Source organism: Anaerovibrio sp., from assembly GCF_045637405.1.
GTDB lineage: Bacteria > Bacillota > Negativicutes > Selenomonadales > Selenomonadaceae > Anaerovibrio.
Genome location: NZ_JAZTZI010000012.1, coordinates 1 through 17,132 on the forward strand (window position 1 = coordinate 1; position 17,132 = coordinate 17,132).

At 45.1% G+C, this 17,132-nt stretch carries 17 protein-coding genes and 1 other annotated feature; of the genes, 2 read left to right on the top strand and 15 right to left on the bottom strand.

Annotated elements, in window-relative coordinates:
* Positions 1 to 3,170, bottom strand: a 3,170-nt coding sequence (locus tag ACKI5G_RS00960) for a phosphoribosylformylglycinamidine synthase (protein WP_407396776.1), incomplete at its 3' end; no start/stop codon positions are given.
* Positions 3,171 to 3,206: 36 nt separating this feature from the next.
* Complete coding sequence (locus tag ACKI5G_RS00965) at positions 3,207 to 3,683, bottom strand: YhcH/YjgK/YiaL family protein (RefSeq protein ID WP_407396778.1); 477 nt, start codon at positions 3,681 to 3,683, stop codon at positions 3,207 to 3,209.
* Between the two features lie 175 nt (positions 3,684 to 3,858).
* Positions 3,859 to 4,084, top strand: a binding site (T-box leader).
* Between the two features lie 55 nt (positions 4,085 to 4,139).
* On the opposite strand from ACKI5G_RS00965, the gene ACKI5G_RS00970 reads away from it, so the two are divergent.
* Entirely contained in the window at positions 4,140 to 4,619 is a 480-nt protein-coding gene (locus ACKI5G_RS00970; protein WP_027397264.1) for an Lrp/AsnC family transcriptional regulator, read from the top strand.
* Positions 4,616 to 5,785 carry an aminotransferase class I/II-fold pyridoxal phosphate-dependent enzyme gene (locus ACKI5G_RS00975; protein WP_407396780.1) on the top strand — a complete coding sequence of 390 codons (1,170 nt, stop codon included), beginning with the start codon at positions 4,616 to 4,618 and terminating at the stop codon, positions 5,783 to 5,785. Before ACKI5G_RS00970 ends, ACKI5G_RS00975 begins: the two co-directional genes overlap by 4 nt.
* 104 nt (positions 5,786 to 5,889) lie before the next feature.
* Here ACKI5G_RS00975 and ACKI5G_RS00980 read toward each other — a convergent pair whose 3' ends face one another.
* The 13 genes from ACKI5G_RS00980 to sigH form a co-directional block, all read right to left on the bottom strand.
* Entirely contained in the window at positions 5,890 to 6,153 is a 264-nt protein-coding gene (locus ACKI5G_RS00980; protein WP_407396782.1) for a late competence development ComFB family protein, read from the bottom strand.
* Positions 6,154 to 6,415: 262 nt separating this feature from the next.
* Complete coding sequence (locus ACKI5G_RS00985; protein WP_407396784.1) at positions 6,416 to 7,864, bottom strand: NADH-quinone oxidoreductase subunit N; 1,449 nt, start codon at positions 7,862 to 7,864, stop codon at positions 6,416 to 6,418.
* On the bottom strand, positions 7,864 to 9,399 hold the full coding sequence (locus ACKI5G_RS00990) for a NuoM family protein (protein ID WP_407396786.1): 1,536 nt from the start codon (positions 9,397 to 9,399) through the stop codon (positions 7,864 to 7,866). Before ACKI5G_RS00990 ends, ACKI5G_RS00985 begins: the two co-directional genes overlap by 1 nt.
* Positions 9,399 to 11,297: an NADH-quinone oxidoreductase subunit L gene (nuoL, locus tag ACKI5G_RS00995; RefSeq protein ID WP_407396788.1), complete on the bottom strand. Its 1,899-nt coding sequence runs from the start codon at positions 11,295 to 11,297 to the stop codon at positions 9,399 to 9,401. The genes ACKI5G_RS00990 and nuoL overlap by 1 nt, the downstream gene beginning before the upstream one ends.
* 13 nt (positions 11,298 to 11,310) lie before the next feature.
* Positions 11,311 to 11,622 (bottom strand): NADH-quinone oxidoreductase subunit NuoK, encoded by a 312-nt coding sequence (gene nuoK, locus ACKI5G_RS01000; RefSeq protein WP_027397258.1) that lies wholly within the window; start codon positions 11,620 to 11,622, stop codon positions 11,311 to 11,313.
* Positions 11,619 to 12,122: an NADH-quinone oxidoreductase subunit J gene (locus tag ACKI5G_RS01005; RefSeq protein ID WP_407396790.1), complete on the bottom strand. Its 504-nt coding sequence runs from the start codon at positions 12,120 to 12,122 to the stop codon at positions 11,619 to 11,621. Before ACKI5G_RS01005 ends, nuoK begins: the two co-directional genes overlap by 4 nt.
* Positions 12,115 to 12,522: a NuoI/complex I 23 kDa subunit family protein gene (locus tag ACKI5G_RS01010; protein WP_407396792.1), complete on the bottom strand. Its 408-nt coding sequence runs from the start codon at positions 12,520 to 12,522 to the stop codon at positions 12,115 to 12,117. The genes ACKI5G_RS01005 and ACKI5G_RS01010 overlap by 8 nt, the downstream gene beginning before the upstream one ends.
* Before the next feature lie 14 nt (positions 12,523 to 12,536).
* Entirely contained in the window at positions 12,537 to 13,574 is a 1,038-nt protein-coding gene (gene nuoH, locus ACKI5G_RS01015; RefSeq protein WP_027397255.1) for an NADH-quinone oxidoreductase subunit NuoH, read from the bottom strand.
* 21 nt (positions 13,575 to 13,595) lie between these two features.
* Positions 13,596 to 14,693 carry an NADH-quinone oxidoreductase subunit D gene (locus tag ACKI5G_RS01020; protein ID WP_407396794.1) on the bottom strand — a complete coding sequence of 366 codons (1,098 nt, stop codon included), beginning with the start codon at positions 14,691 to 14,693 and terminating at the stop codon, positions 13,596 to 13,598.
* Positions 14,666 to 15,166: an NADH-quinone oxidoreductase subunit C gene (locus ACKI5G_RS01025; RefSeq protein WP_407396796.1), complete on the bottom strand. Its 501-nt coding sequence runs from the start codon at positions 15,164 to 15,166 to the stop codon at positions 14,666 to 14,668. Before ACKI5G_RS01025 ends, ACKI5G_RS01020 begins: the two co-directional genes overlap by 28 nt.
* Before the next feature lies 1 nt (position 15,167).
* On the bottom strand, positions 15,168 to 15,740 hold the full coding sequence (locus ACKI5G_RS01030) for an NADH-quinone oxidoreductase subunit B (RefSeq protein ID WP_407396798.1): 573 nt from the start codon (positions 15,738 to 15,740) through the stop codon (positions 15,168 to 15,170).
* Positions 15,731 to 16,084 carry an NADH-quinone oxidoreductase subunit A gene (locus tag ACKI5G_RS01035; protein ID WP_027397252.1) on the bottom strand — a complete coding sequence of 118 codons (354 nt, stop codon included), beginning with the start codon at positions 16,082 to 16,084 and terminating at the stop codon, positions 15,731 to 15,733. Before ACKI5G_RS01035 ends, ACKI5G_RS01030 begins: the two co-directional genes overlap by 10 nt.
* A gap of 266 nt (positions 16,085 to 16,350) precedes the next feature.
* Entirely contained in the window at positions 16,351 to 17,097 is a 747-nt protein-coding gene (gene sigH / locus ACKI5G_RS01040) for an RNA polymerase sporulation sigma factor SigH (RefSeq protein WP_027397251.1), read from the bottom strand.
* Between the last annotated feature and the right edge of the window lie 35 nt (positions 17,098 to 17,132).

Here is a 17,132-nt window from a genome sequence, read left to right on the forward strand (position 1 = left end):
CCACCCGGCAACATCACAATCTGGGATTCCTTGATCCCCTTTACAATAGCCTCTACAGATTCCTCAACTGCAGACGGGGTCAAGTTGCGAATAACCAAAGTATGAGGATCGCCGCCAGCCCTCTCGAATGCCCTTGCAGAATCATACTCGCAGTTGGTACCTGGGAATACAGGAATAAATATCTTTGGCTTGGCAACGGTAATCTGCTTCTTTATGCGGTTGCCGCTATTATACAGGAATTCATTAACCGGCTTCTTGTCCAGCTTAATCTTTGTAGGGAAAATCTTTTCCAAAGGATTGGTATATGCTTTAAGAGCCTCTGCCAAAGTAATAACCGCACTGCCGCAAACAATACTGGTAACCGCTGTGGTTTCACCAAGCTCAATATAATTAATGCCCTTAAGGGTCTCTGTTACATCAACATTATCTGCCACTTCCAGAATAATTCCGCCATAATCTGCACGGAACAAATCTGTCTTTTTCATATTGGCTTTAAACTTAAAGCCAATATTATTACCAAGACACATCTTGGTAATGGCAGCTGCCACACCGCCCATGCGAACGCTGGAGGCTGCAAATACCTTCTTTTCGGCAATCATCTGGCTAATTTTGCTATATGCCTTTTTAAGATATGCAAAATCAGGCATTTCAAACTCATTACGAGGAGAATCAACATAATAAACCTTGTTGCCAATATACTTAAATTCCGGTGAAATGGCATTATCTGCCTTCATAACATCCACAGCAAAAGCCGTTAGCGTTGGAGGCACTGTCATATCCATAAAGGTACCGGACATGGAGTCCTTACCGCCAATGGCAGGAATTTCAAACTGATGCTGTGCCCAAAGAGCACCCAAAAGGGCACTAAACGGCTTGCCCCACTTGGCAGCATCTCTCCCAAGGCTTTCAAAATATTCCTGGAAGGTCATGCGGATAGTATCAGCACGGCCACCCAAAGCCACCATCTTGGCTACAGACTCAACTACAGCATACAAAGCACCATGGAACGGACTCCACTCCATGAGGTATGGATTATAACCATAGGTCATGGCAGTTGCTGTTGTAGTTTCAGCACCAAGAACAGGCAGTTTGGCCACCATACCTTCAGTAGGAGTTATCTGCTGGGTTCCGCCAAATGGCATGAGAACTGTATTGCCACCAATGGTGGAATCGAAGCGCTCAGCCAGTCCCTTCTGACTGCACACATTAAGATCCTTCAAGTTTTCCAGCCATGCCTTTTCAATATCAGGACCCAATGCCTCAATTTTCTTAGGCAGTCTTCTAAAGTAGCAGTCTTCCTTGGTTGGAGCCTCTACCTCAACATCAATATGCTGCTTAACACCATTGGTATCCAGGAAGTCACGGCTGAGATTAACAATATCCTTGTCACGCCACTTCATCACCAGACGTCTGTTGTCAGTTACCAGGGCAACAACGGTGGCTTCCAGATTTTCCTCATCAGCATATTTAATAAAATCATCCACATTGCCGGCATCCAGAACAACTGCCATACGCTCCTGGGATTCGGAGATAGCCAATTCCGTACCGTCAAGGCCTTCATATTTTTTCTTTACGGAGTCAAGATTAATCACCAGGCCATCGGTCAGCTCACCGATAGCTACAGAAACACCGCCGGCACCAAAGTCATTGCACCGCTTAATCATCTTGCTCACAACAGGTATACGGAAAAGTCGCTGTATCTTTCTCTCGGTTGGAGGATTACCCTTCTGAACCTCTGCCCCGGCAGTGGTCAATGACTCGGTGGTATGCTCCTTGGAAGAACCAGTTGCACCACCACAGCCGTCACGGCCGGTACGTCCGCCTACCAGAACTACCACATCACCCTTCTGGGGAACCTGACGAACTACGTTTACCTTTGGAGCTGCAGCAATAACAGCACCAATCTCCATACGTTTTGCCATAAAGCCCTCATGGTAAACCTCAGCAACCTGACCAGTGGCCAGACCAATCTGATTACCATACGAACTATAGCCCGCTGCGGCACCTTGGGTAATCTTTTTCTGTGGCAGCTTGCCCTTTATTGTCTCAGAAACAGGGCGACGAGGATCAGCCGCACCGGTTACACGCATAGCCTGGTATACATAGGAGCGTCCTGAAAGTGGATCTCGTATGGCACCACCAAGACAGGTTGCAGCACCACCAAATGGCTCTATCTCTGTCGGATGGTTATGTGTCTCGTTTTTAAACATAACCAGCCATTCTTCGTTTTCGCCACCAATATCCGCATTGACAACGATACTGCACGCATTTATTTCCTCGGACTTATCCAAATCCTCCAGCTTTCCCTGCTGGCGAAGAACCTTCATACCGATAACAGCCAGATCCATGAGAGTAACGTCGCGATCCTCATCACTGTATACCAGATTTCTGTCCTCCTGATACTGGCGGTATGCCTGGGCAATAACCGGGGTATAAGGCCCCTGTTCAAGCCCCACTGAATCAATGGCAGTGGTAAAGGTGGTATGACGACAATGATCAGACCAATAAGTATCAATAACTCTAATTTCAGTAATAGTAGGATCACGATGCTCTATGTCACGGAAATAATTCTGACAAAATTTCAAATCCTCAAAGCTCATGGCAAAACCACGATTATTCATGAAGGACTTAAGATCATTATCAGAAAGAGAGGTAAACCCATTGAGGACCTCAACATCCGCAGGGGCCTTCAGCTTCATCTCCAGTGACTCCGGCTTTTCCAGCTTAGCCTCACGGCTTTCCACCGCATTAATATAATAATCCTTTATTTTGGCAAAAGTGACATCATCGATGCTGCCTACAAGAACCACAACCCTTGCAGTTGCAATAATAGGGCGTTCCTTCTGGGTAACAAGCTGTACGCACTGAGCGGCAGAGTCCGCGGTCTGGTCATACTGTCCTGGCAGATATTCGGCAGCAAACACCCTGGAATTTGCAAATTCCGGAAGCTCCTCCTCGTATACTACATCAACAGGTGGCTCAGAAAAAACCACAGATTTTACTGTAGCGTATTCCTCATCGCTAAGGCCCTCGATATCATAACGGTTAAACAACCGTACAGCTCTAAGATCAGTCAGGCGAAAACTCTCAATAAGGTCATCGCAAAGCTGCTGAGCCGGGATATCATAGAAACCCTGACGCTTCTCCACGTAAATTCTTCTTACAGTCATCAATCATGCCTCCAAAAACTTAATAAAAAAACAGCATCACTTTATGTAATCCACGGCAATCTTTACGACTACCTTGGTAACTGGTGCGAGTTTTCCATCCACGGAACCGCAAGGACGATGTACGTCAGCAGGATAAAGAACAGCAAATGTACCCTCATCAAGCACTACACTGCTTCCCGGTACAAGCCTTTCATAAAACACTATATCTTTTTCAATATCGTATGGACCCGCCTCTATAAGCTCGGGATTCAATGGACACCAGCCCAGCTCCTCCCTCCCCCTGACAATATACTGGATATCCACATATTGTCTATGGGCCTCTGGTTTGCCACTTTCCGGCAGTCTGGTACTATAACGCTGTAAAATTGCATAGCTGTTTTTACCATCAATAGGGTAAGTACCGTCCTTCATTTCATTGAAATTATGTTCGGCCAGGAAAAACAGGGCTTTCCGTATGGCCTCTGGGAACTTTGTAAAACCTGAACTTACTTCTTTGATTTTTCCAAGTACCAAAATAATCGACTCCTTTAACAAGCAGCGAATTTAATTCTTTTTTCATTGTACTCAAATATTCGCTTCAATGCAACGAAAGGAAGTAAACAATTCTGCACCATTGGAAACAATATCAAATACGACCTCTTGCAAAATAAAATTCAATGTGCTATAGTATGCAAAAGAATTTTAAATCACAAAAGCGATGATTGAAAGAGTACGCTTACGAAATAATTCAGAGAGGCAATGCTTGGTGAAAATTGCTATTATTAATAAGCGGAAAGCTATTCATGAGCCGCAGATTATTATATCCTGCAAAGGGTAAAAATTCTGCCGTCAGCCAGCGATAATGGCAGCTTAAGTGGCTCTTACCAATAGAGCTGAATAAGGTGGTACCACGGGAAATTTGCCTCGTCCTTTTGTCGGACGGGGCTTTTTATTTTATTCTTAACAACTACGAACAAAGGAGTTTTTACAATGCGTGAACTTTTGGAGCTTTTAAAACATGATGCACGCCGCCCGGCCAAGGAGCTGGCATCAATGCTGAATATCAGCGAGTATGAGGTTGAGGAAAAAATGGCCAAGCTGGAAAAGGATAAAATCATTCTCAGCTACAACACCCTCATCAACTGGGACAAAACCGGTGAAAATACCGTTACCTCCATTATCGAGGTAAACCTCACTCCTCAAAGAGAGGTGGGGTTCGACGCCATTGCCGAGCGCATTTACCGCTTCGACGAGGTACGCACTGTATATCTCATGTCCGGCAGTTTTGATTTGCTGGTAATTATTGAGGGAAAATCCATGCAGGATGTGGCCAATTTCGTAGCCACCCGTCTGGCAACCATCGAGGGAGTAACCCAGACCCGCAGCCATTTTCTGTTGAAGCCATACAAGAAGGATGGCATTATCATTGATGACAAAGAAAAAGATCGTAGGTTGGTGATGAGTATATGATAAACTGGAATGACAGAATTTCACCTATAGTAAAAAGTGTACCGCCTTCTGGTATAAGAAAATTCTTTGATATTGCCTCAGAAATGGAGGATGTTATTTCCCTTGGTGTTGGTGAGCCTGATTTCATTACTCCATGGTCCATTCGCGAAAGCTGCGTATACGGGCTGGAGCAAGGCTACACATCATACACTGCCAATCGCGGCCTTATGGAGCTTCGTGAAGAAATTTGCTTCATGCATAAAAGACGTTTTGATCTTGATTACGATCCAAAGACCGATGTTCTTGTTACAGTCGGTGTAAGTGAAGCCCTGGATATTGCCATGCGCACAATTCTCTCCCCGGGAGATGAAATTCTCATCCCGGAGCCATGCTATGTGTCCTACAAAGCCTGTGCTACTCTGGCAGGCGGTATACCGGTGCCTGTACCAGCCAAGGCTGAAAACGATTTCCGCATCACTCCTGCGGATCTGGAGCCACATGTATCTCCAAAAACAAAGGCTCTTCTTATTGGCTATCCAAACAACCCAACTGGAGCCATTCTTTCCAGGGAGGATTTGGAGGCTATTGCCCGCTTTGCCATAAAGCATGACCTTATCGTTATTTCCGATGAAATATACGGTGACCTCACCTATGGTGACACCAAGCACGTATGCTTTGCCGGACTTCCTGAAATGCAGGACAGAACCATTCTTTTGAATGGTTTTTCCAAGGCTTATGCCATGACTGGCTGGCGAATTGGCTATGCCCTGTCCAATCCTGACATCATTGCCGCCATGACCAAGATTCATCAATATACCATGCTCTGTGCGCCTATTACAGCTCAGATAGCAGCCGTAGAAGCCCTGCGCCACGGTGAAAAATACATGAGAAAAATGGTGTCCGAATACGACAAACGCCGTCGTCTCATATACGACGGACTCCAAAAGGCAGGTTTAAAATGCTTCGAACCAAAGGGGGCCTTCTATATTTTCCCTGACATCACCTCTACCGGCCTTTCCTCTGAGGAATTTGCCGAAAAGATTCTCATGCAGGAGCATGTGGCATTAGTACCGGGCAATGCCTTTGGTGAATGCGGTGAAGGCTTCGTAAGATGCTCCTACGCCACCTCCATAGAACAAATCTCCGAGGCCTTGGCCCGTATCGAGCACTTTGTAAATCATCTGTAATTATCTTTTTCACATAAAAAGCACTCTATCCTCTCTAATATGCCTTGGAAGCATTTTATCGAGATAGAGTGCTTATTTTTTCCGCAAAATATTATCTTTAAACATCAATGTCTTGGGTGTGCCTCCACCTGTTCAATAGCTGCAGCAATTTGTTTGACGATTTCCACTTCACTTTGCCGGTTAAAGCATTCCACCCGTGCAAAAACCTGTCCCTTGTCTGTAGATACATATTTAGGTGGCAAGTGATTAAGTGCAAGATTTACTATATCCATTTTACAGTTTTCACAAAAACAACATCCCGGATACTTTGGCATAAGCTCCTCCAGCTTATCCAAAACACAATCCTCCATGTAGTTCTTCAGTATCATCCCATTAATCCTCCCTGATTAAATTAGCCATCCCTTGGCTGATACTAATAAGCAAAGCTATTAGAAATTACCCACCGAGTACAATTTTAACATCATGCAAATATACAGGCAATGTATTATTAATAATGATTGTAAAATATACTGTATACATATTAATACAAAAATAATTTATCTAAAATTGCGTTTATCACATAACAAAAATAAGGTCTGTGACAAGACACATATCACGTCACAGACCCTGTTTTTATGTTTTAGTTAATACCTACTGCAGGAAAGTATATGCAGCCAAATTCGTAAGCTCTGCCAGCTTCTCAGGCCATACACCAAAGAGAATGGTTGCAATGACACTTAATACAGCGGCTGCCCGAACTGCGCCACTAATATGCAATTCCTTGCCGTCCCCTTCTGTAAGATACATAGCCTTGGCTACCTGCAAATAGTAGTAAACGGAAATCATAGACATTATAAAGCCCACAAAGGCCAGCCACAAATAACCCTGATTTACCACAGCTGTAAAGAGATACAGCTTTCCGGCAAAGCCGGCTGTAGGCGGAATTCCCGCCATGGACAGCAGTGAAATAGTCATAACAGCCGCCAGAACAGGAGCCGACTTGGCAAGACCAGCCAATGACTTGTAATCAGAGCCCCCACGCTGCTGTTCCACCACTGTAAGGGCCGTAAAAGCACCTACATTGGCAAATACATACAGCATACCATAGAACATTACAGCCTTCATGCCAGGATAATCAGCAGAAACCATACCAACCATCATGTAACCAGCCTGGGCAATAGATGAATACGCCAACATACGCTTTACATCATTCTGACGAATGGCCATAACATTACCGCCAATCATACATACCGCAGACAACACTGCAAGTATTGGCAACCAGTAGAAGCCAATCAGCGGGAAGGCCACATAGAGCACACGCATTAATACCGCAATACCCGCAGCTTTGGAACCCATAGCCAACATGGCAGTAATCGGTGTTGGTGCCCCCTGATATACATCAGGAGCCCACATGTGGAACGGAATGACTGACAGCTTGAAGAAGAAGCCGATCATTATCATAGTTGCACCGGCCAGCCCGGCAGCTGTAAACAGATGCTGGTTGTGGAACATCTCATAGAACTGCACCGTACCGGTAGAACCATATACCAAACTGATACCATACAGCATTATGGCAGTAGATACTGATCCAACAACCAGATACTTTACGGCAGCCTCAGAGGAATTTACGGAAGAAATCCTTGCTCCAACCAAAATGTAGAAAGAAATTGTCATGAGCTCCAGACCAATGAAGGCTGTCAGGAAGTCATTGGCAGAGGCCAGCACGCACATACCGAGGAGCGCTGTCATCAGGAGAGCATAAAACTCACCCTTGTAGCGAAGTACAGTCTGCATATAATCCATGGAAAACAACAAGGTAAACACAGTGGCAACCATAAAGAGTTGCTTAAAGAACAGAGAATAGTTGTCCACGATATACATCATGTCCATGAAATATCCGGTGGTTGCCGAACCATCGGCCACAGCAGCCTCCGGCACATACATGGAAAACATATACAGAACCCATCCGGTTAGGGCAAATACCAGAACCCCGCCAATACTCTTGCGGGACTCATTCTTAGGTAATACCAGGTCCATAACAATAGCAAAAAGGCCAAGGACCAAAATGAAAATTTCTGTACTAATAGCTTCAAAATTCATTATCTGATCCCTCCTATGAACCCAGGCACTTCTGCAATACGATCAAGCAACGGCATCAGCTGCTCCGTGCCGGAGCCAACCATTCCCATAAGAAGCTGTGGGAATATACCAAAGCCAACCAATGCAATACCCAGAATTACCAGTGGCATCATCTCCACGCCTCTGGCATCCTTATATCTGTCAAACTTGGAATCCCTTGGTCCAAACAGCACCTTTGCCAATACACGCAGGGTGTAAAGAGCAGTGAAAATAATACCGGAAATTGCCAGAATAGCAAAAACAGGATATACACTGAAGGAACCAACGAAAATCGTAAACTCCGGAATGAAGCCGATGAGACCTGGCAGACCCAAGGATGCCATCCCAGCCAGCATAAAGCCTGTGGCTACACGAGGCATCTGATGCGCCAGACCACGGAGCTCAGTAACGCTTCTCATGTGAGTCTTTTCATATACAAAACCAATCATGGAGAAGAACAGGGCACTCATTACACCATGAGCCACCATGTTGGCTACAGCACCGCTTACGGATACCACATTAAGGCAGGCAAAGCCTAGAAGAACATAACCCATGTGTGATACGGAGGAATAACCGATTACATACTTCAAATCCTTTTGAGCAAGTGCTATATATGCAGCGTACATTACATTTATGATGGCCAAAGCCGCAATAACCGGAGCCCAGAATCTGGCACCCAATGGAAGTACCAGAAGACCAAGACGGATAAGACCATAACCACCGATTTTCTTGAGTACGCCGGCATGAATCATGGAAACCGCAGTTGGTGCACCAGCATAACCATCTGGAGACCAGCTGTGGAAAGGGAACATGGAAAGCAGTGAACCGAAGCCCAGGAGCAGCAACAGGAACGCAAAAATCTGGAACTCCTCGCTGAGAAGACCATTCTGTCCTGCCACAGCCAATGCCTGCATATCAAAGGTTCTGAAGCCAACCACATCACCAACTGTAAGGTAAAGGGCAACTACACCTACCAGCATGAAAGCAGATCCCATTAAAAGATATATCGTGAGCTTCATACCGGCAGATTCCTTGGAAACCCGCCTCGTGGAGCCCCAAATAATAACCATCATGTAAATTGGAATAACCACTACCTCATAGCAAAGAAGGAATATAAACAAATCTGTTGCAATAAAGGTTCCCGTTACACCTGCAATGAGGATCATCAACAGAATGTAAAACTCCTTTGGACGATTGGTAATATTCCAGGAGCTGTACACTGCCGCCAAACCAATGAGGTCAGTGAGCAACAGCATAGGAAGGGAAATACCATCTACACCTAATGCGTAATGGACTCCCAAATCCTTAATCCAGGGAATACTTTCAGTAAACTGCATGCCCCCGGCTGTCATATCGTAGCTAAAGAAAGCATAAAGGGTCAACGCCAATGCCACAGTCATGGCAGAAGCGGCAATAACTCTGACGGATTGTGCTGCCTTCGGAGAGACAAAGCACAGAATTACAGCAGCGCAGATAGGTGCCAGCAGGACTGCTGATAACAAAGGAAAGCTAGTCATTACAATGCACCTCCCAGAACTGCCAAATAGTAGAGGCTATAAGCCACAAGGATTACCACGCCACAGATAAAGACTCCGGAATAATGCTGGGCCTGTCCGTTTTGTGCCTTGCCTAAAATCCAGCTGATGCCCCCCACCAGATGAGCCAACCCGTTGACAATGCCATCAACGATATAAATATCAATCCAGTAGAATACCTTGGCAACGCCATCTACAAACACCTTAATAAGGGCTTCATAGATTTCGTCAATATAGAATTTGTTATAGCTTAGCTTGTAAAGAATACCCGTTTTCTCCGCTATTGTATCAGAGCTCCAGCGCTTTGCCACATAAATGTTCCAGGCGATGCCGAAAGCAATGAAGGAAAGTATAGTGGATGAAACAGCTATAGTCATATCAATGCCGGCTTCATGAGGATGGCCGAAGCGTACCCACTCCCCAAAGCCTTCCAAGTGACCCCAGAGGCCGCTGACAACTGCCAAAGCTGCCAAAACGATCAGCGGGAACAGCATAAACTTTGATGGTTCATGGGCATGCTCATAAGATTCCTCATCGGCAGGGTCAGCACAGAAGGTTACAAACAGCAGACGGGCCATATAGAAGGCCGTCATAAATGCTGTTAAAGTAGCCAACACATAAAGAGGTGTGCTTACCTGAGCTGCAGCCAGCAGGATTTCATCCTTGGAGAAGAAGCCTGCAAAAGGTGGGATACCGGCAATCGCCAAAACACCAATGGTCATGGTGGCAAAGGTTATCGGCATCTTCTTTCTGAGGCCGCCCATTTTGAAGATATTTGCTTCATCCGCCATGGCGTGCATTACCGCACCAGCACAGAGGAATAACAGTGCTTTAAAGAAAGCATGGGTCATTAAGTGGAAGAAGGATGCAGTAAGAGAACCAACACCCAGAGCCAACATCATATAGCCCAGCTGACTTATAGTGGAATATGCCAAAATACGCTTTATGGCTGTCTGGGTAAAGGCTATGCTTGCAGCAAAGAAGGCTGTAAAGCCGCCCACCCAAGCAATAACATTCATAACACAAGGCAGCTCAGTAAACATGAAGAAGGCACGTCCTACCAAATATACACCGGCAACAACCATGGTTGCTGCATGAATCAGTGCAGATACAGGAGTAGGACCCTCCATAGCATCTGGCAGCCACACATGAAGTGGGAACTGACCGGATTTGCCGATAGGACCAACAAATACCAGCAGAGCAATAACTGTCATCAAGCCCGTGCCAGCCATAGAAATGTAGGCTGGAACAATTTCCCTAAGCTCCATGAAATCAAGGGTTCCAAAATTAATCTGTAACAGGAGAATGCCAAGGAGCAGGCCAAAGTCACCCACACGGGTAGTCATAAAGGCCTTCTTGGCAGCTTCCCTTGCAGAAACCTTGTAATAATAGAAGCCGATTAACAGATAGGAGCAAAGGCCAACCAGCTCCCAGAATACATACATCTGAAGGAAGTTTACTGCCAATACCAGTCCCAGCATGGAAGCGGCAAACAGTGAAAGGAATGCAAAGAACCGTCCATAGCCCTTATCCCCTTTCATATATCCCACAGAATATATCTGAACCAGCAATGATACTGTGGAAACCACCATCAACATCATGGCCGTCAGCGGATCAATAAGAACACCCATGGAAATGCTGACACTACCAATATGCATCCAGTTCAGCTGCTGCACAAAAGGCTGTTCAACACTGATTCCATAATTTACCAAAGCATAGGTAACACCGGAGGAAAGCAAAAAACTGATAAAGCTCATGCAAACAGCAATTGCCGCTGACAGCTTTCCGTAGGAGCGGGTTATCATGCCAATAATGACAAAGGCCATTGCTGGTAACAGAGGAATCAGCCAGGCATGTTCAAGTGCAAAATCATAAAACATCTTAAACTCCCCCTTATCCCTTCATATTATCCAGCTCATCCACATTGATAGTTAATCTGTCATTGTAGATGCGATAAGCCAGTGCCACACCGATTGCCACCTCAGCTACACCCACAGTAATGGCAAAGACTGTCATCAGCTGACCTGTCAGGTCAGAAACAACAGTAAAGCGGTTGAAGGCAACAAAATTGATATTTACGGCATTAAGCATAAGCTCAATACCCATGAGAATTGCAATAATATTACGCTTTGCCAGCGCTCCGTAAAGGCCAATGGAAAACAGCATTGCAGCCAGGAGCAGGCAATGACCTAATCCGATACTCATGCTTCTCCATCTCCCTTCGCCAAGATAATTGCTCCCACGAGGGCAGCCAACAGCAGCGTTGCTGCAATTTCAAACGGCAGGATATACTTGTTCAGCATCATATCCGCCAACTCGTTAACGGTATCAGGAGAAACGTAGCCACCGGCAGGAGCTGGTGTAGAAATCACCACACCAATCATTACCAGAACAAACAGTCCCGCACCACCTAATGCCAGGATTGTATTGTTGTTAAATGGGTTACCCGGAGGTCCGTCATTACGCTTGGTAAGCATAACGCCCATTACCACCAGAATTGCTACGCCACCGGAGTACAGCATAAATTCCATGGCCCCCAGAAAATCAGCGTCCAAATAAAAGAACAAAATACCAACACCGATAAAGCAGGCAGTCATCAGAAGTGCGCTGTGAACCAGATTACGGCTCATTACAACCCCTAAAGCTGTTCCCAAAATTACCATGGCCAGTACATAGAACACCAGGGTACTAATCAATTCATTCATTATTACCCCTCCTGTTCCGTGCCTCTACCAATGCATCATAGGTCATGTCCTCCTTGAAATAAGAAGCGAACTCATAGTTCTTATCCCAGGTAATTGCCTTGGTAGGACATGCTTCAATACACAAATCACAATACATACAACGACCAATCTGATGAACATAGGATTCCATGTGGCGTTTTTTATTCTCGTCCACAGACACCGTAAGATCCAGTGCCGCATTTGGACAGCCTATGGCACACAGCTTGCAGCCGATACATTTTTCTTCATCAAATGCCAGATGACCACCACGGAAGCGTTCAGTCATTGGCAGCTTTTCTTCAGGATAATAAACGGTTTCCTTCTTGCCAAACCAGTGGCCCCAGGTAACCTTCATTCCTGCAATAAGTCCTTTGCCCCACATAATGAAGCCTCCTATCACATTACATTGTAAACATAGATACCAACACCAGTCAGCAATACGTTAATAAGGGCTATTGGCAACAGTACCTTCCAGCCGAAGGACAGCATGCTGTCCACTCTGGCACGAGGGAAGGTCCAGCCCACCCACTGATAAAACAGTACACATAAAAAGGTCTTTATCCAGAACCAGCAGAATCCCGGCAGGAAATCAGGTCCGTGCCAGCCTCCCAGGAACAGTGTGGTGGTTAAAATACCAATGCACATGAGGTTTGAGAACTCAGCCAGGAAAAACAGTGCCCAGCGCATACCGGTATACTCCGTAAACGGACCGGCAATAATCTCAGATTCACCCTCTACAATGTTGAATGGAGGACGGTTGCTCTCTACAAGAGCGGTGATAATATAAATGAGGAATGCCAATGGCTGCAGTACGATAAACCAAACATCGCTTTGTGCCTCCACAATGGCACTCATTTTCAAAGAACCGGTAATCATTACAATACCCATAAGGGCGAATACCATAGGTACCTCATACCCCAGCATCTGAGCTACAGTACGCATACCACCTATCAGGGCGTACTTACTGTTTGAGGAATAACCGCCCATGAGAAATGGTAAAACGGTCTGGGAAGTAATGGCAATAAGCAAGAACAAGCCAACATTAACATCTGCCAATATAACACCATCATCAAACGGGAAGAAGGCATAAATCAATGCAGACGGTACCAACAGAAGGATTGGGGATAACACCCAAAGCCACGTATCAATGCCACGGGGAACAATGTCCTCCTTGTCCATCAGCTTAAGCATATCTGCCACAGACTGAAGTAAACCACCGGGACCTACCCGGTTTGGTCCGATACGAACCTGGATAAATGCGCAGATCTTTCTTTCTCCAAGGGTAAATACCAAGGCTGAGGTAGCCATGATTAAAAGGAGAATCGTTGCGCATATTATCGTCATAAGAAGATCTACTAAAATAGGAACGCCTATCAATGACGTCAGAATTTCTCTAAGGGACTGCCCCAAAGAGTAAAGAATTCCGCTATGCATATTTCCACCTGCCTATCTGTATTAACAATCTACCTCGCCCATGAGAGGGTCAATAGTAGCAAATGCTGTAACGGCATCAGCCAGCAACATTCCCTTACACATGGTGTCCAACGCCTGTAGATTTACAAAGGATGGACGACGGATGTGAACACGGTACGGCTTGGTGGAGCCATCACTTACAATATAGAAGCCAAGCTCACCACGGGTATTCTCCACGCGGTGATATGCATCGCCCTTAGGCGGGCGCAAAACCTTTGGTACCTTGGCCATATAAGGTCCCTCAGGCATATTATCCAGTGCCTGCTGAATAATCTTAGCACTTTCAGCGATTTCCTTAATGCGGATCATATAACGGTCCCAGTTATCGCCACGCTTGCCCAAAGGTATTTCAAAATCGAATTTGCCATAGGCACCATACTTATCTATCTTGCGGATATCGTAATCCACGCCGCTAGCTCTGATATTTGGACCGGACATGCCAAACTTCAGGGCCATTTCCTTAGTTATAATTGAAGTCTTTTTCATACGGGCCTGGAAAATCTCATTGCCGCTGAACAGTCTATTGTACTCATCCAGCATTTCCGGCACATAATCAATAAACTTTTGAGTATCCCTTAAAAATTCTTCCTGGGCATCAGCTGCCACGCCGCCAATACGAATGTAGTGGGCTGTCATACGTGCGCCGCAGATTATATTAAATAAATCCAGAATCTTTTCTCTGTCACGGAATGCGTAAATCATACCAGTGGCAGAACCAAGGTCATTTGTCAAGGAACCGATAAATACATGATGGCTGGCAATTCTGTTAAGCTCAGCACAAATTACCCTTATATACTCTGCCCGCTCAGGCACCTCAATCCCTGCCAGCTTTTCCACTGCCATACAGAAGCCAAGGTTATTATTCATGGCGGATACATAATCCAGTCGGTCGGTAAATGGTACACACTGCACATAGGTGCGTGATTCCATCAGCTTTTCAATACCGCGATGGAGGTAACCCATTACAGGCTTTGCTCCAACGATATTCTCACCGTCAAGCTCCACCTGAACCTGAAGTACACCATGGGTACTTGGATGCTGAGGTCCCATGTTTAGGACATACTTCTCTGTTTGTGCCATGTCAGCACCCCTCCTTCGATTCTAGGCTCCAGAGGTACAAAATCCTTTCTTAAAGGATGTGCCTCATAGTTATCCGGCATCAAAATACGGCGAAGATCCGGATGGTGCAGGAATTTGACTCCCATGAGATCATAGGTCTCCCTTTCCTCAAAATTGGTGCCTTCCCAAATCTGAGTCATGGATTCCACCTCCGGGTTATCCCTGTCAAGCTTTACCTTTACCGTAACCCACTTGTCATAACGGCGGGAATAAAGACTGTATACCATTTCAATATATTCCTTATAATCCACTGCCGTCAGCATACCCATGCGGTCGAAGGAGTAGGTAGGAGTCTCCCTTAACACCCGCATCAGGTCCAAGAGCTGTTCCTTACCAATATACAGAGCCGGCTCAGCCTGCTCTGCATCATATTCAGCTGTATCAAACTGAGCCTTCAAAAGGTCCAGCTTTTCTATTTCAAAATAAGTTCCCATACTATTCCGCCCTCTCTTCCACATTGCATACAGGACGGGTCATCAGCTCCAGATTAGCTCTGCTGAGAGCCTTGGCATCCTCGGCACCACGGGCAATCTCAGGATGACGAATCAGCTTTTTCAGTTTAAGCATGGCATCAATAAGAGCCTCTGGCCTTGGAGGACAACCAGGCAGATATACATCCACCGGCATAATCTTATCCAGCCCCGTCACTACAGAATAGGAATCTGCGAAAGGTCCGCCACCGATATTACAGTTGCCCATGGCAATAACATACTTTGGCTCAGGCATCTCCTCGTAGAGACGGATAAGCGGTGGTGTCATCTTCCATGTTAAGGTTCCTGCAACAATAAGAAGGTCAGACTGACGAGGACAGGAACGAAATACCTCGTAACCAAAACGGGCCAGATCAAATCTGGAAGCAGCAGCACACATCATTTCAATGGAGCAGCAGGCCAGGCCAGATGACAACGGCCAAATGGAGTTTGATTTACCCCATTTAAAAAGTGCATCCACGCTGGTAACAATAACATTATTTTTCAGCTCAGGTGGCACGATATCTACTATTTCCATGAGAGCGCCCCCTTCTTCCACGCATACCAGAGACCTATTGTTAATATCCCCACAAACACCAGCATTTCCACCAGTGCAAAAAGGCCCAGCTGGCTGTATTTCACAGCCCATGGATAAAGGAATACTGTCTCAACATCAAACAGCAGAAAGACAAGTGCGTACATAAAATAACCTATATGAAACTGCACATTGTTCTTTCCAATGGTATTTACACCACATTCATAGGGGATATCTTTTTCATTCGTTGGTTGTTTAGGCTGAATAATATTGGCAATAATAATTGGCGCAATAGGAAAGCCCAAAGCCATGATGAAAAAAATTCCCAGTGTTGCATAACCATCCATATAAACCCCTCCTTAACCCCTTTATGCGTTTTAGCATAATTGTACCTTATAAAGATTACATTTATGTTACAATAAACGCCATTAATAAAGAGTATAATATACTGATTGTAAACTTGTCAACAAAAAGGCCCACTGTAAAGCCCGTTATGCTTTCAAATCTTTCCCCTCTAAATAAGATAATAACCCAATATGATTTTTCTATCCACAAAAGAAAAATTTTAACAATGACGTTATAAAAAATATTTATATATAAAAAAAGAGGCGCATCACTGCACCCCTTCTCCTTTTTTAATCTCAGAGAAAATCCGGCCCCTACGCTTTATTGTCGTAAGTCCCTTATATATAGTTCCAATATCCACTTCATTACCGTTCATTTCCATATAGCGCTCCAGCTTACGTTTTACACGCTGCAAAGCATTATCTATGGATTTAACGTGACGATCCAAATCCAACGCTATTTCCTGATAAGACTTTCCATCAAGATATGCCATAAGAACACACCACTCCAAATCGGAGAGGATATCTTCCATCTTGGCCTCAATATCAATAAACTCCTCACGGCTAATAACCAATTCCTCAGGATCTGTTACCTTGGCACCGGACAAAACATCCAATAAGGTGCGGTCGGAGTCCTCATCATAAATCGGCTTATTTAACGAAATATAGGAGTTAAGCGGTATATGCTTCTGTCTGGTAGCGGTTTTTATCGCAGTAATAATCTGCCGGGTAACACACAACTCAGCAAAAGCTCTGAATGAAGACAGCTTATCATTACGGAAGTCCCTGATGGCTTTATAAAGACCAATCATGCCCTCCTGGATAATATCCTCCCTGTCAGCACCAATAAGGAAGTAAGAACGTGCCTTGGCTCTGACAAAATTTCTGTATTTGTTAATAAGATAATCCATGGCCACGCCATCTTGATTATCCTGAATTTTTACTATCACATCTTCATCGGGAAGATCAATGTAATCATCAAAGGATTCATCCCAGGTCAACAAGCTGTTTTCCATTAAGCCCCTGCCCCCTATAAACTGTCAGACTGTTT